At 69.7% G+C, this 14,743-nt stretch carries 10 protein-coding genes; all 10 read left to right on the top strand.

The genetic code is table 11. The features are described from left to right. Nucleotides 1–81: 81 nt before the first annotated feature. The 10 genes from rng to serB all read left to right on the top strand — a co-directional run bounded on the left by rng (nucleotide 82) and on the right by serB (nucleotide 14,715). Complete coding sequence (gene rng, locus MARPU_RS03135) at nucleotides 82–1,536, top strand: ribonuclease G (RefSeq protein WP_005224862.1); 1,455 nt, start codon at nucleotides 82–84, stop codon at nucleotides 1,534–1,536. A gap of 106 nt (nucleotides 1,537–1,642) precedes the next feature. After that, nucleotides 1,643–5,488, top strand: a complete 3,846-nt coding sequence (locus MARPU_RS03140; protein WP_084015128.1) for a YhdP family protein — start codon at nucleotides 1,643–1,645, stop codon at nucleotides 5,486–5,488. A 148-nt stretch (nucleotides 5,489–5,636) separates the two neighbouring features. Further along, nucleotides 5,637–6,467: a carbon-nitrogen hydrolase family protein gene (locus MARPU_RS03145; RefSeq protein WP_005224860.1), complete on the top strand. Its 831-nt coding sequence runs from the start codon at nucleotides 5,637–5,639 to the stop codon at nucleotides 6,465–6,467. Between the two features lie 221 nt (nucleotides 6,468–6,688). Then, nucleotides 6,689–8,131 carry a metalloprotease TldD gene (tldD, locus tag MARPU_RS03150; RefSeq protein WP_005224859.1) on the top strand — a complete coding sequence of 481 codons (1,443 nt, stop codon included), beginning with the start codon at nucleotides 6,689–6,691 and terminating at the stop codon, nucleotides 8,129–8,131. A 71-nt stretch (nucleotides 8,132–8,202) separates the two neighbouring features. Next, nucleotides 8,203–9,552, top strand: a complete 1,350-nt coding sequence (pmbA, locus tag MARPU_RS03155; RefSeq protein WP_005224858.1) for a metalloprotease PmbA — start codon at nucleotides 8,203–8,205, stop codon at nucleotides 9,550–9,552. Beyond that, a complete protein-coding gene (locus tag MARPU_RS03160) occupies nucleotides 9,549–9,821 on the top strand; it encodes a hypothetical protein (RefSeq protein ID WP_005224857.1) in 273 nt (90 codons plus the stop codon). Before pmbA ends, MARPU_RS03160 begins: the two co-directional genes overlap by 4 nt. 161 nt (nucleotides 9,822–9,982) lie before the next feature. After that, a complete protein-coding gene (locus MARPU_RS03165) occupies nucleotides 9,983–11,317 on the top strand; it encodes an NAD(P)/FAD-dependent oxidoreductase (RefSeq protein WP_005224856.1) in 1,335 nt (444 codons plus the stop codon). Beyond that, nucleotides 11,314–12,081 (top strand): DUF1365 domain-containing protein, encoded by a 768-nt coding sequence (locus MARPU_RS03170; RefSeq protein ID WP_005224855.1) that lies wholly within the window; start codon nucleotides 11,314–11,316, stop codon nucleotides 12,079–12,081. Before MARPU_RS03165 ends, MARPU_RS03170 begins: the two co-directional genes overlap by 4 nt. Then, the gene (locus tag MARPU_RS03175) at nucleotides 12,081–13,310 is read left to right on the top strand and encodes an SAM-dependent methyltransferase (RefSeq protein ID WP_005224854.1); all 1,230 of its coding nucleotides are present in this window, start codon (nucleotides 12,081–12,083) and stop codon (nucleotides 13,308–13,310) included. The genes MARPU_RS03170 and MARPU_RS03175 overlap by 1 nt, the downstream gene beginning before the upstream one ends. A gap of 175 nt (nucleotides 13,311–13,485) precedes the next feature. Continuing rightward, nucleotides 13,486–14,715, top strand: a complete 1,230-nt coding sequence (gene serB / locus MARPU_RS03180; RefSeq protein WP_005224853.1) for a phosphoserine phosphatase SerB — start codon at nucleotides 13,486–13,488, stop codon at nucleotides 14,713–14,715. Nucleotides 14,716–14,743 lie beyond the last annotated feature (28 nt).

A 14,743-nucleotide genomic window follows, 5' to 3' on the forward strand; every position in this document is an offset into this window, starting at 1 on the left:
TCGCCTCATGGTTTTCGCGCGCGTGCCACCAGGCGCGGGCGCCCCCATCTCCATATCCAAATCCATAAGTGAGAACCTCCCGTGAGCGAAGAGATCCTGATCAATGTCACGCCACCCGAGACCCGTGTCGCCGTGGTCGAGAACGGCGTGGTGCAGGAGATCATCATCGAGCGCGCCGAGCGCTGCGGCCTGGTGGGCAATATCTACAAGGGCCGGGTCTGCCGGGTGCTGCCGGGGATGCAGGCGGCCTTCGTCGAGATCGGTCTGGAGCGCGCCGCCTTCCTGCACGCATCCGACATCGTCGGCCCCAGCGGCGAACCCTTGAGCGAGCATATCCAGGCGCTGGTGGTCGAGGGCGATCCGATCGTCGTCCAAGTGGTCAAGGACCCGCTCGGCACCAAGGGTGCGCGGTTGACCACCAACATCTCGGTCGCCTCGCGCTATCTGGTGTGCATGCCCGCTCTCGGCGGCATCGGCGTGTCGCAGAAGATCTACGACGAGGACGAGCGGCGGCGCCTGCGCGATATCCTCCAGGCCTTTGTCGATGACCACGACGGGCAGGGCGGGTTCATCGCCCGCACCGCCGCCGAGGGCGTCGACGAGCATCTGCTGGTGCGCGACATGGGTTTCCTCGATCGACTCTGGCGCGGGGTCAAGGAGCGCTGCGCCAATGCCTCCGGCGATGGTCTGATCCACGAGGACCTGCCGCTGGCGCTGCGCGCGTTGCGCGATCTGGTCACCCCGGACGTCGAGCGGGTGCGCATCGACTCGCGCGCGATGGTCGACAAGGCGGTTCCCTTCACCGCCAAGTACATTCCCGAGATCAAGAACCGTATCGACCTCTATCAGGGCGAACGCCCGCTGTTCGATCTCTACGGCGTCGAGGACGAGATTCGCAAGGCGCTGCAGCGCAAGGTCAGTCTCAAATCCGGCGGTCATCTGGTGATCGACCAGACCGAGGCGATGACCACCATCGACGTCAACACCGGCGCCTTCGTCGGTCATCGCAATCTCGAGGAGACCATCTTCAAGACCAATCTCGAGGCGGCCCAGGCGATCTGCCGGCAGTTGCGTCTGCGCAACCTCGGCGGCATCATCATCATCGACTTCATCGACATGACCGAGGAGGAGCACAAGCGACAGGTGTTGCGTGCCCTCGAGAAGTGTCTGGCGCGCGACCACGCCAAGACCCACATCACCGAGGTCTCCTCGCTCGGGCTGGTGGAGATGACCCGCAAGCGTACCCGCGAGTCGCTCGAGCACGTGCTCTGTGAGCCCTGTCCCTGCTGTGGCGGTCGCGGCTCGATCAAGACCGCCGAGACCACCTGCTACGAGATCTTCCGCGAGATCATGCGCGAGTCGCGTCAGTTCGACGTCGAGAGCCTACTGGTGCTCGCCTCCCAGGAAGTGGTCGACCGGCTGCTCGACGAGGAGTCGGCACACCTGGCCGAACTCGAGGAGTTCATCGGTCGGCCGATCCGGCTCCAGGCCGAGGCGCTCTATACTCAGGAACAATACGACGTGGTGCTGATCTGACCGGGCGCCCCGGGGAACACCCCCGGGGCGCTCGACCAGGTCTTGCGGACCGGTCCCCGGTCGCGGCGCTCCGCCATCCGTTCACGCCAGCCGCGAAGCACTGCCCATGTCCTCGATCCGTCGTCCGTCCGCGCTCCTGTCCAGGTCCATGCTCGTCGTGCTGGTGGTGTGCGCGCTCGCGCTCACCGGCGTTCGCGTTGGGCTCGCGCTGATCGATCACTATCGCCAGCCATTGCTGCGCTCGGTCGCCGCCGCGCTCGGCGTCGAGCTGGAGGCCGAGCGGCTGCGTGCCGGGCTGGTCGGGCTGCGTCCCTATCTGGCGCTCGATGGCCTGGTGCTGCGCGCCCCGGACGCGGCGGCGCCGCTGCGACTCGACACCCTGGCGATCGAGTTTGCGCCGCTCGACTCGCTGCGTGCCGGCGCCCCCCGACTCGCCGGACTGGGGCTCGCCGGTGGCCAGTTGGTCTTGGTGCGCGATGGTGCCGGGCGGCTGTCTCTGCCGGCGCTCGATGGCCTCGGCGGCGGCGACCCCGAGGGGCTGGTGCGACTGCTCGAGCGGGGTCGGGTGACGCTCACCGACATCGATCTCGACTATCACGATCCGCGGCTGTCCGGGCCGCTGCACCTCGACGGGCTGACGCTGACCCTGGACAACGGCTGGCGTGGTCGTCGGGTGGCGCTCGCCGCTGCCGTGCCGGCGCTCGCCGGGCACATCGAGGCGCGCGCCCGGCTGCACGGACCGCTGCGCGAACCGGCGCGCTGGTGGGGGCACGTCGTGGCGCGGGTGGCGGCCTCACGGCTGGAGGCGCTGCCGACGCAATGGGCGGGGCAGGCGTTGCCCCGGCTCACCGCTGGCGAGGTTGAGCTGTGGGTCGAGCTGGTGCCCGGCCGGCTGGCCGGCGCCAGCCTGGCGCTGGCCCTCGACGGGCTGGCCAGCGCCGAGGGCGAGCCGGTGTTGCGCCGGGCACGAGCGTTGGCACGGCTGCGTCCGGATCGTCACGGCTGGCAGCTACGGTTGGCCGACCTCGATCTCGTCGGGGCCGCGGGCGGCACGGTGGCGATCGGCGACCTCGCGCTCGATCTCGATCCCAGAGGGCGCGCGCGCGCGCTCGTCGCCGAGTCCCGCACCCTCGATCTCGCCGCGCTCGGCACCTTGCTGCGCGCCAGTCCGCGGCCCTTGCCCGATGCGCTCGCCGGGCTCCTGGCCAGCGCCCCGCGCGGCCGGCTCGACGCCTGTACCCTGGAGGTGGCGCTGCCGGTCGATGCGCCACCGCGCTGGCGTCTCGACGCCCGGCTCGCCGGGATCGGTCTCGATCGTCACGGACACTGGCCCGGTCTCAGCGGGCTCGACGGGACGCTGAGCGTCGACCAGGACGGCGGGCGGCTGGCGCTCGCGCCGCGCCGTTTCGCGCTCGATCTGGCGCCGCTGTTCGATCGCCCGCTGGCCTTCTCCCGACTCGACGGCACGCTGCGCTGGCACCATGCCGATGACGGCTGGCAGCTGGCGGCCGAGTCGCTCAAACTGGCCACCGCCGATCTCGCCGGTGATGCGCGTTTCAGTCTCCACCTGCCCGGCGACGGCGCCAGCCCGCTGCTCGATCTGCGCGCGCGCTTCCACGACGGCGACGCCGCCCAGACCCGCAGCTATCTCCCGGTCGGGCAGATGCACCCGCGTCTGGTCGCCTGGCTGGAGCGCGCCATCGTCGCCGGTCGGGTGCCCGAGGCCGAGGTGCTGTTTCGCGGTCCGCTGGCCGCCTACCCCTTCCGCGCTCAGGAGGGGCGCTTCGAGCTGCGCCTCGACTATGCCGACACCCGGCTCGACTATCTCCCCGGCTATCCCCCGTTGGAGGGGGCCAGCGGCGAGCTGCGCTTTCTCAACCAGGGCATGAGCGTGCGTCTCGACCGGGCGCGCGTCCTCGACAGCGACGTCGGCGCCGGCTGGGCGCGGCTTCCCGACCTGCGCGACAGCCGGGTGCTGGAGATCCATGCCGAGGCCGACGGCCCCTTCGCCGACGGCGTGCGGGTGTTGCGCGAGAGCCCGTTGCGCACGCGCCTCGGCGCCCTGGCCGCGCGGCTCGAGGCGAGCGGTGACTCGCACCTGGCGCTCGATATCGGGTTGCCGCTCAAGCGCGAGCAGCCGCTGACGCTCAGCGGGCGCCTGACCTGGCCCGAGGACGATGCCGCGCTGCGCCTGACCGAGACCCCGCTGCGACTGGTCGGTCTCGATGGCGTGCTCTCCTTCGACACCCAGGGGGTCGCCGCCGAGTCGATGACCGCCCGACTCTGGGGGCGGTCGCTGCAACTGGCGCTGCGCACCGAGCCCGAGCGGGTGGTGCTCGAGGCCGCCTCGCGCACCCCGGTCGAGACCCTGGCCGCGCAGTTGCCCGCGCCGCTGTGGTCGAGCCTCGACGGCGAACTCGACTGGCGCCTGACGCTGGGGCTGGCTCACGCCGAGCTGGGCGCCTCCGCCCCCCGGCTCGACTGGCAGCTGGAGAGCGGCCTCGAGGGGCTGGCGCTGGCGCTGCCGGCGCCGCTCGGCAAGCGCGCCGAGGGTCGGCGGCGGCTCGACCTCGCCGGCACCCTGGTGCCCGACCAGCGCCTCGACGTCGCTGGTCGGGTCGGCTCGCTCGGCGTCAATCTCGCCCTGGGGCTGGCCCCGGCGCGGCTCGAGCGCGGCCATCTGCGTCTCGACGGCGCCGCGCCCCGGCCGGGGCGCGACGGGCTGTTCATCGACGGCCGGGTGAAGCGGCTCGATCTCGATGCCTGGTCGACCTGGGCGCGTCGGCGCCCGGGTGGCGGCGCGGGTGCCACACCGCTCGTCGGGGTCGAGGTCGCCGCCGAGGAGGCGCGTCTCGGCGCGCTGCGGCTGCATCGTGCCACGTTTGCGCTGGCGCCCGAGGCGCGCGGTTGGCGCTTGGGATTCGACAGCCGCGAGCTGGCCGGGCAGATGGTGCTGCCCACTGCGCCGGGTGCGCCCGGCGCGCCGCTGCGACTCGATCTCGATCGGCTCGAACTCGACGCCCTGCTCGCCAGCGGTGGTGGCGCCGGGGGCGCGGCGCGCGCGCCGGGCGACTGGCCGGCGCTCGATCTCGCCGTCAGCGATCTGCGCTGGGGCGGCGAGGGGCTCGGTCGGCTGGCCCTGGAGCTGCGGCCGAGCGCCGCCGGCATCGGCATCCCCCGGCTGCGTCTGAGCGATGGCGAGCGGCTCGCGCTGAGCGGCTCGGCGAACTGGCGCGACGGCCCCGGCGGCGGTCACAGCCGGGTCACCCTGGCGCTGGAGTCGGGCGATCTCGGTGAGTTGTTGCGCCGGCTCGGCTATCGCAGCGTGCTCGAGGGCGCACCGGTCGACGCCCATGCCGAACTCGACTGGCCGGGCGCGCCGGGTGACTACGCGTTGGCGCGCACCCACGGCTGGATCGATGTCGACATCGGCGCCGGGCGTCTGCTCGAACTCGAGCCCGGGGTGGGACGCGTGCTCGGCTTCCTCAACCTGGGGGCGATCAGCCGCCGTCTGGCGCTCGACTTCAGCGATCTCTATGCCCAGGGCTTCGCCTTCGAGCGGATGCAGGGGCGACTGCTGCTCGCCGATGGTCAGGCCGGCAGCGATCGCTTCGAGGTGGTCGGTCCCTCGAGCCGGCTGATCATCGGTGGACTGACCGACCTGGTCGAGCGGCGCTTCGATCAGACCGTGGTGCTCGAGCCCAAGCTCGGCTCCAGCGTCGCCCTGGCCAGCGCCGTGGCCGGCGGTCCTGTGGTCGGCGCCGCGGTCTATCTGGTCGACCGGGTGGCGGGGAACGCCATCGATCGGCTGGGGCGCTATCAATATCGGGTCAGCGGTCCCTGGACCGAGCCGCGGGTGACGCCGCTGGGCTGGGACCCGCAGCTGGTGCAGTCCGTCGCCGAGGACGAGGCGCCGAGTCGTGACGAGCCGGTGAACCTGTTTCTCGAGTGAGCGCACGGTCGGCGGTTTCGGCTCGCCCGGGGGGATGGTATCTTTCCGATAGGTACGCAGTCGCCGCCATCGGCGGATGGCTGTTCGGGCGCAAAGGCGGAGATCGGCGAGGTCGCGGGCCGACCAAACCGGCGAGGCGGTGCAGACGATGAATGCGAAACCCAAGGTCGGGGCGGTGCAGATGGCGACCGGCCCCAACGTGAGCGCGAACCTGTTCGAGGCCGAGCGCTTGATCAAGGAGGCGGCCGAGGGCGGCGCCCAGCTGGTGGTGCTGCCCGAGAACTTCGCCTTCATGGGCAAGCGCGACCAGGATCAACTCACCCTCCGCGAAGAGGACGGCGAGGGGCCGCTGCAGGCCTTCCTCGCGCGGGTGGCCAAGCAGTACGGCGTGTGGCTGGTCGGTGGCACCATCCCGATGGTGGCCGAGGACTCGTCCAAGGTCCGCGCCGCGTGCATGGTCTATGACGACCAGGGCCAGCGGGTGGCGCGTTACGACAAGATCCATCTGTTCGACGTCAGTCTGCCCGAGGTCGAGGAGCGCTATCACGAGTCGGCCGCGATCGAGGCCGGTGACGAGGTGGTGGTGATCGACAGTCCGCTGGGACGGCTCGGCGTGGCGGTGTGCTACGATCTGCGCTTCCCGGAGATGTTCCGCAAGATGCTCGATCGCGGGGTGGAGATCCTGGTGGTGCCCTCGGCCTTCACCGCGATCACCGGCAAGGCGCACTGGGAGACCCTGGTGCGCGCACGCGCCATCGAGAACCTGGTCTATGTGGTTGCCGCCGCCCAGGGTGGTTTCCACATCAATGGGCGCGAGACCCATGGTCACACCATGATCGTCGACCCCTGGGGCTCGGTGCTGGCGCAGGTGCCGCGCGGGGCCGGCAGCATCTGCTGCCCGGTCGACGAGGAGTTCCTCGAGTCGGTGCGTCGCAATTTCCCGACCATCGAGCACCGTCGTTTGAAATGTCACGGCTGAAGCCTCAGCTAGATCGCAAAGGGGTCCGCCGCCGGCGGACCCGCTCCGGGGGGAGCATCCCCCCCGGGTCCCAGCAGTCCCTGCTCGTGCCGAGGGGGGCGGGGAGCGGTCGCACGGCGCTGCGCTGAAGCTGCCTCGTCCCACGTCCATTTCGGGCCCGCCAGTTCACCCCTCGGCCGGTCACGGTCGGGGAGATGCTCCCCAGGAGTCCTCTAGATCCGATGAACGATTCACTAGCGCTCGCGCGCGACAGCATCCTCGCGCCGGTCGGTCTCTGCGACGGCGATCTCGACCGTCTGCTCGGGCTGCTCGCCGGCGCCTCGGTCGATGCCGCCGACATCTATTTCCAGTCCAGTCGCCTGCAATCCTGGGTGCTCGAGGACGGCATCATCAAGGACGGCAACTTCAATATCGAGCAGGGCGCCGGGCTGCGGGTGATCTGTGGCGAGAAGACCGGTTTCGCCTATTCCGACGAGTTGCAGTTCCCCGCCCTGGCGCAGGCGGCCGAGGCGGCGCGGGCCATCGCCCGGGGTGGCCAGAGCCGCAGCGTGGCGGTCGGCACCGGGGTGGCGGCGCGCACGCTCTACCCGCCGATCAATCCCATCGATACCCTCGCCGATGCCGACAAGATCGCCTTGCTGCGCCAAGTTGACGCCGAGGCGCGCGCGGCCGACCCGCGCGTGCGCGAGGTGATTGCCAGTCTGGTGGCGGTGCACGACGTGGTGCTGGTGCTCGCCGATGACGGCTCGCTGGCCGCCGACGTGCGCCCGCTGGTGCGGATGAACGTGAGCGTGATCGTCGAGGCCGACGGGCAGCGCGAGCAGGGCTCGAGCGGCGGTGGCGCGCGCACCGATCTCGGCTTCTTCCTCGCCGAGGAGCGGGCGCTCGGCTTCGCCCGCGAGGCGGTGCGTCTCGCCCTCACCAGCCTCGAGGCCGAGGAGGCACCGGCCGGTACCATGCCGGTGGTGCTCGGTCCCGGCTGGCCCGGGGTGTTGCTGCACGAGGCCGTCGGTCACGGGCTCGAGGGCGACTTCAACCGCAAGGGCACCTCGGCCTTCGCCGGGCGGCTCGGCGAGCGGGTGGCCGCGCCCGGGGTGACGGTGGTCGACAACGGCACCCTGCCGGGACGGCGCGGCTCGCTGGCGATCGACGACGAGGGCACTCCGACCCAGGACACGGTGCTGATCGAGGACGGCATCCTGCGCGGCTACATGCAGGACAAGCTCAACGCCCGGTTGATGGGCGTGGCGCCAACCGGCAACGGCCGGCGCGAGTCCTACGCCCATCTGCCGATGCCACGCATGACCAACACCTATATGCTCGCCGGGGATCGTGATCCGGCCGAGATCATCGCCTCGGTCGACAAGGGGCTCTATGCTGCCAACTTCGGCGGCGGCCAGGTCGACATCACCTCGGGCAAATTCGTGTTCAGCGCCAGCGAGGCCTATCTGATCGAGAACGGTCGGATCGGTCGGCCGGTCAAGGGCGCGACCCTGATCGGCAACGGTCCCGAGGTGATGACCCGGGTGAGCATGATCGGCAACGACCTCAAGCTCGACGAGGGGGTCGGGACCTGTGGCAAGGACGGGCAGAGCGTGCCGGTCGGGGTCGGGCAGCCGACCCTGCGCATCGATGCGCTCACCGTCGGCGGCACCAGCGCTTGAGCCCGTCGCGACCCGGGCTCGATCCTGGGTCGCGACGCGTGTCGAATTCAATCCAGTCTGAAGGAAACCGCATGTCCATCAGTGCCACAGAGGATACCGCCGAGCGTCTGGCGCGGCTGCAGGAGAGCGTCGAGGAGATGCTGCGCGAGGCCGAGCGCCGGGGTGCGAGCGCGGCCGAGGCCTCGATCGGCAGCAGCACCGGACTCGAGGTCGCGGTGCGGCTGGGCGAGGTCGAGACGGTCGAGCACATCCGCGACAACGGGCTCGGCATCACCGTCTATTTCGGTCAGCGCCGTGGCTCGGCCAGCACCACCGACCTGTCGCCGGCGGCGGTGCGCGACGCGGTGCGTGCCGCCTGCGCCATCGCCGAGTACACCCAGGAGGACAGCTGCGCCCATCTTGCCGCGCCCGAGTTGATGGCGCGCGAGCTGCCGGACCTCGATCTCTGTCACCCCTGGCCGATCGGGGTCGATGCCGCCGTGGCCCTCGCCGTCGAGTGCGAGGAGGCCGCGCGCGGTCACGACCCGCGCATCGTCAACTCCGAGGGGGCGAGCCTGTCGACCCATTTCGGGTTGCGTGTCTATGGCAACAGTCACGGCTTCATCGGCGGCTATCCGACCACCCGGCACGGGCTCAACTGCTCGGTGATCGCCCAGGAGGGCGAGTCGATGCAGCGCGACTACTGGTGGAGTTCGGCGCGCGCGCCCGAGGACCTCGATGCCGCCGCGCGCATCGGCGCGCGCGCCGCCGCACGTGCCGTGGCCCGGCTCAACGGGCGTCGTCTGGGGACGCGCAAGGTGCCGGTGCTGTTTCGCGCCGAGGTCGCCACCGGACTGTTGCGCGGGCTGATCGGGGCGATCAGTGGCGGCAGTCTCTATCGGCGCGCGAGCTTCCTGCTCGACAGTCTCGAGGAGCGCATCTTCCCCGAGTTCGTGCGTGTCCACGAGCAGCCCTTGTTGCCGCGCGGGCTGGCCAGCGCGCCCTTCGACGGCGACGGCGTGGCGACCCGGGCCAAGGATCTGGTACGCGACGGGGTGCTGCAGACCTATGTGCTCGATACCTATTCGGGCTGCCGCTTGGGGATGCCGACCACCGCGAACGCCGGCGGGGTGCGCAACCTCATCATCGACTCGGGGCCGCTCGATCGCGCCGCGCTGTTGCGCGAGATGGGCACCGGGCTGATGGTCACCGAGCTGATGGGGCACGGCGTCAACATGGTCACCGGCGATTATTCGCGCGGTGCCGCCGGGTTCTGGGTGGAGAACGGCGAGATCCAGTATCCGGTCGAGGAGGTGACCATCGCCGGCAACCTGCGCGAGATGTTCGCCAACCTGGTGGCCGTCGGCGACGACTGCGACTTCCCCGGCAGTACCCGCACCGGCTCCTGGCTGATCGAGCGGATGACGGTCGCCGGCGAATGACCGCGGCCGGGGCGCAACCGCTGGAGCAGGCGCTGGCGGCGATCGCCGCGGCGCCGGGCTCGGCCTCGGCGCTCACCCTCTATGCCTTGGTGTGCACCCTCGAGCAGCCGCGCTCGGGTTGTCTGTTCCGGCTCGACAAGCTCCTCGACCTGGAGCCGGCGCATCGGTCGATCGCCTATGGTTTGATGGAGACGCTGGCGACGGGCGGCGTCGCCACCCCGGAATGGCGCCAGTTGCGCGCGCGCATCGAGGCCGTGGTACGCGGTTGAGGTGCCGTTCGTCGTGCCGACGTTGCAACCACGGCAGGATGGCGGGAAACCTGCGTGTGTCGATGACTTGATCTCTCGCGATGGGGCTCGATGTTCCCGTGAGGGGCGTATTGGCGTACGTGTCACGGACGGAGGGAGCCGAAGCGATTCGGGGTCAGACGATGCCAGTGGAAACCATCGGAGTGATCGGCGGCGGGATCGGTGGGCTCGGTGCCGCCTGGATGCTCGACGCGCGCTATCGGGTGACCCTGCTCGAGCGCAACGACTATGTCGGCGGCCACACCCATACCCTGGAGGTCGAGGGGGTCTCCGGGCGCTTTCCGGTCGACACCGGCTTCATGGTGTTCAACCGTCGCAACTATCCGCTGCTGTGCGCGATGTTCGCGCAGCTCGGGGTCGAGAGCTATCCCACCAGCATGTCCTTTGCCGCCAGCCTCGACGATGGCGCGATCGAGTATGCAGGCTCCGGCCTCAATACCCTGTTCGGCCAGCGCGCCAATCTGGTGCGTCCGGGATTCTGGTGGATGCTCGGCGAGATCCTGCGCTTCAACGGCGCGGCCAAGGCCTTCATCAATTCCAACCCCGGCACCACCCTGACCCTCGGTGATTTTCTCGACCGCGGGCGTTATTCCCGGCGCTTCGCCGAGGACTATCTGCTGCCGATGGCCGCGGCGATCTGGTCCTGTCCGACCGCCGACATGCTCGACTTCCCCTTCCTCGCCTTCGCTCGCTTCTTCGCCAATCATGGACTGCTTGATCTGATCGACCGGCCCGAGTGGGAGACGGTCGGCGACGGCAGTCGCGCCTATGTCGCCCGTATCCTCGAACGGATGCGCGGCGAGGTGCGCACCTCGACCCCGGCGCGCCGGGTGCGGCGGGTCGAGGGTGGGGTCGAGGTCGAGACCGCCGATGGCGAGCGGCTCGGCTTCGATGCGGTGGTGTTCGGCTGTCACGCCGATCAGGCGCTGTCGCTGATCGAGTCGCCGAGCGCGCGCGAGCGCGAGCTGCTCGGCAGCTTCCGCTATCAGGCTAACAAGGTCTACCTGCACACCGACCGGACGCTGATGCCACGCCGCCGCCGGGTGTGGTCGTCGTGGAACTATCTGCGTCATCGTGGCGATCCGGCCGACCTTCCGGTGACCATCACCTATTGGATGAACAGCCTGCAGGCGCTGCCGCCCGAGCGCGACATCTTCGTCAGCCTCAACCCGCACCGGGCGCCGGCCCGGCAGCACGTGATCGCCGAACTCGACTACGATCACCCGCTGTTCGATGCCCGGGCGATGGAGGCGCAACAGCGTATCGGCGAGATCCAGGGGCGCGATCGGCTGTGGTTCAGTGGCGCCTATCTCGGTTACGGCTTCCACGAGGACGGGCTGCGCGCGGCGCTGGAGGTGGCCGAGGCGCTCGGCGCGCCCCCGCCCTGGGCGCCTGCGCGCACCGCGCCGGCCGGTTGCGGTGTGCGCGGCGGCGAACTGCCGCCGGTCGTGTCATGACCAGGCCGGCGGCGGGACTGCTGTTCGGCGAGGTGATGCACCGGCGGTTGTTCCCGGTGCGTTATCGTTTCGTCTATCGGGTGTTCAGTCTGCTGCTCGATCTCGATCGTCTCGATGAGTTGGCCGCCGGATCACGCTGGTTCTCGCACAATCGCTTCAACCTGCTCGCCTTCCACGATCGCGATCATGGCCCGCGCGATGGCTCGCCGCTCAAGCCCTGGCTGCTGGCGCGGCTGCGCGAGCAGGGGCTTGAGGTCGCGGTGGCGCGGGTCGAGTTGCAGTGCTTTCCCCGTCTGCTCGGCTATGGCTTCAACCCACTGAGCATCTGGACCTGCTTCGACGCCGAGGATCGCCCGCTGGCGGTGCTCTGTGAGGTCCATAACACCTTCGGCGAGAGTCACAGCTATCTGCTCCACGAGGACGGAGCGCCGCTGCGCTGGCCGATCCGTGCGCGTCATGCCAAGGATTTTCATGTCTCGCCCTTCATCGGCATGGCCGCCGACTATCAGTTCAGGTTCGCGCGTGACGGGCAGCAGCACAGCGTCGTCATCCGCGAGTTCCAGGAGGAACGGTTGATGTTGGCGGCCGTTCACAGCGCCCGGCTGCTGCCTTGTGATGATGCCGGTCTGTTGCGTGCCGCACTGAGTTATCCGCTGATGACGCTGAAGGTGATGCTGATGATCCATTGGCAGGCGCTGAAGATCTGGCTCCGTGGCGGGCGTTATCACGCCAAGCCCGAGCCGCCCCGCGAAGAGGTGTCCTGATGTCCGTCGAAGAGCCGTTGTCCGGGCCGCAGCCGGCCGATACCAGGGGCGCCTGGCGCCTGTTCGAGCGTTTCTTCCGCGATCTGCTGTTCGGTCAGGTGCTGGTGCGCATGGGCGCCGACGGCGCCCGGCTCTATCGCGGGCGTTTCTGTGGCGGCGCCGGTGAACTGGCGATTCATCATCCCTGGCGTTTCGTCACCCGACTGGTCACGCGCGGCGAGATCGGTTTCGCCGAGTCCTATATCGCCGGGCACTGGTCCTCGCCCGATCTCACCGCGCTGCTCGGGGTACTCTACGACAACCTCGAGCATCTCGGCGGTGGTCCCCAGGGGATGCGCTGGGGGCGCTGGCTCAATCGTCTCACCCATCTGCGCCGGCGCAACCATCGTCGCAACAGTCGGCGCAACATCGCCCGTCACTATGATCTCGGTAACGACTTCTATCGTTTCTGGCTCGATCGCGGCATGACCTACTCCTCGGCGCTGTTCGCGCCGGAGGCGGGGGATGAGTCGTTGGAGCAGGCACAGGCGCGCAAGTACGAGCGCCTGCTCGACGCCATCGATGCGCGTCCCGGCGAGCACCTGCTCGAGATCGGCAGTGGTTGGGGCGGGCTGGCCGAGGCCGCGGCACGGCGTGGGCTGCGGGTGACCAGCATCACCCTGTCGCGCGCCCAGCTCGACTATGCCCGCACTCGACTGGCGGCATCGGGGTTCGCCGACCTGGTCGAGTTCCATCTCGCCGATTATCGCGAGCTGCACGGCAGCTTCGATCACGCCATCTCGATCGAGATGATGGAGGCCGTCGGTGAGGCCTACTGGTCGACCTATTACGACACCCTGCGGCGACTGGTGCGCCCGGGCGGGCGGATCGCGCTGCAGGTGATCACCATCAACGAGGACGACTTCCCGATCTATCGCCGCACCCCGGACTTCGTGCAGCTCTACATCTTCCCCGGTGGCATGCTGCCTTCGCCCCGCCGGATGAGCGAGGAGGCCGCGCGCGCCGGGTTGCGGGTGCGCGAGAGCCGCTGGTGCGGTGATGACTATGCCGAGACCCTGCGCCGCTGGCGCACGCGCTTCCACGCCGTCGACGCCGAGGTCGCGGCACTCGGCTACGATGCCGCCTTCCGGCGCATGTGGGACTACTATCTGGCCTATTGTGAGGCCGGTTTCCGCGCCGGCTGCGTCGATCTGGTGCAGACCCTGCTCGAGGTGCCGCGGCGCGCCTGACTCGGGCGCGGCGATCTGCGTTAAAGTAGCGTCATCCATCAGCCACGGGCCGGACATCCCGACCCGTGCCGCCGTTGCAGGGACGTCTCCGGCGGATGCGGCGCGGCCCCGGCCGGGTGTCCAGGACGGACGCGCCCGCATCGATCCGAATCCTCGCGACCCGATACAGACCTTCATGAGCCAAATCGTACTGATCAACGTGGCCGGTGAAGACCGTCCCGGCATCATCGCCGCACTCACCGAGACCCTGGCCCGCTACCATATCCCGGTGCTCGACATCGGCCAGTCGACCATCCACGACGCCCTGGCGCTGGGCATGCTGGTCGAACTGCCGGCGGCCGATCGCGACAGCGGCGTCTTCCGCGACCTGCTGTTCATCGCCCACGGCATGGGGCTCGACATCCGCTTCACCCCGATCGACGGCGACAACTACGAGCGCTGGGTGCGCGAGCAGGGGCAGCCGCGTCACATCCTCACCCTGCTCGGGCGCGAGATCGGTGCCGAGCACATCGCCCGGGTCTCGGCGCTGATCGCCGAGCGCGGACTCAACGTCGATCGCATCAACCGGCTCAGCGGTCGCATCTCGCGGCGCACCGCGCCGGCGCCGCACGCGCTCGCCTCGGTGGAGTTCTCGGTGCGCGGCGCGGTCGATGATCTCACCGCGCTGCACGGCGCGCTGCTCGGGCTCAGCCAGGTGATGGATGTCGACGTCGCGGTCCAGGAGGACACCGTCTTCCGCCGCACCCGGCGGCTGGTCTGCTTCGACATGGACTCGACCCTGATCCAGACCGAGGTGATCGACGAGCTGGCCGCCGCCGCCGGGGTCGGCGACGAGGTGGCGGCGATCACCGAGGCGGCGATGCGCGGCGAGCTGGATTTCCAGGAGAGCTTCCGGCGGCGCATGGCGCTGCTCGAGGGACTCGACGAGTCGGTGCTGGTGGGGATCGCCGAGCGGCTGCCGATCACCGAGGGCGCCGATCGGCTGATCGCCACGCTCAAGCGACTCGGCTACAAGATCGCCATCCTCTCCGGCGGCTTCACCTATTTCGCCGAGCATCTGCAGCGACGTTTCGGTGTCGACTACGTCTATGCCAACCAGCTCGAGTTCCGTGACGGCCGGCTCACCGGTGAGGTCGCCGGCGAGATCGTCGATGGCGCGCGCAAGGCCGAGCTGCTGCGCGAACTGGCCGCGCGCGAGGGCATCCGTCTCGAACAGGTGATCGCTGTCGGCGACGGCGCCAACGACCTGCCGATGCTCTCGATCGCCGGACTCGGCATCGCCTTCCACGCCAAGCCGATCGTCACCCAGCAGGCGCGTCACTCGATCGCCACCGTCGGACTCGACGGTATCCTCTATCTGCTGGGGATGCGTGATCGCGACCTCGCCGCGCTCGATCGCATCTGATCCGCACCGCGCCGGGATTGACCCCGGC

Source organism: Marichromatium purpuratum 984, assembly GCF_000224005.2.
GTDB lineage: Bacteria > Pseudomonadota > Gammaproteobacteria > Chromatiales > Chromatiaceae > Marichromatium > Marichromatium purpuratum.

Excerpts from the sequence above, each read along its gene's own strand:
- tldD (WP_005224859.1), top strand. The coding sequence starts at position 6,689 with ATGAACGATTCACTAGCGCTCGCGCGCGACAGCATCCTCGCGCCGGTC.
- serB (WP_005224853.1), top strand. The coding sequence starts at position 13,486 with ATGAGCCAAATCGTACTGATCAACGTGGCCGGTGAAGACCGTCCCGGC.
- MARPU_RS03170 (WP_005224855.1), top strand. The coding sequence starts at position 11,314 with ATGACCAGGCCGGCGGCGGGACTGCTGTTCGGCGAGGTGATGCACCGG.
- MARPU_RS03160 (WP_005224857.1), top strand. The coding sequence starts at position 9,549 with ATGACCGCGGCCGGGGCGCAACCGCTGGAGCAGGCGCTGGCGGCGATC.
- MARPU_RS03140 (WP_084015128.1), top strand. The coding sequence starts at position 1,643 with ATGTCCTCGATCCGTCGTCCGTCCGCGCTCCTGTCCAGGTCCATGCTC.
- pmbA (WP_005224858.1), top strand. The coding sequence starts at position 8,203 with ATGTCCATCAGTGCCACAGAGGATACCGCCGAGCGTCTGGCGCGGCTG.
- MARPU_RS03175 (WP_005224854.1), top strand. The coding sequence starts at position 12,081 with ATGTCCGTCGAAGAGCCGTTGTCCGGGCCGCAGCCGGCCGATACCAGG.
- MARPU_RS03165 (WP_005224856.1), top strand. The coding sequence starts at position 9,983 with ATGCCAGTGGAAACCATCGGAGTGATCGGCGGCGGGATCGGTGGGCTC.
- MARPU_RS03145 (WP_005224860.1), top strand. The coding sequence starts at position 5,637 with ATGAATGCGAAACCCAAGGTCGGGGCGGTGCAGATGGCGACCGGCCCC.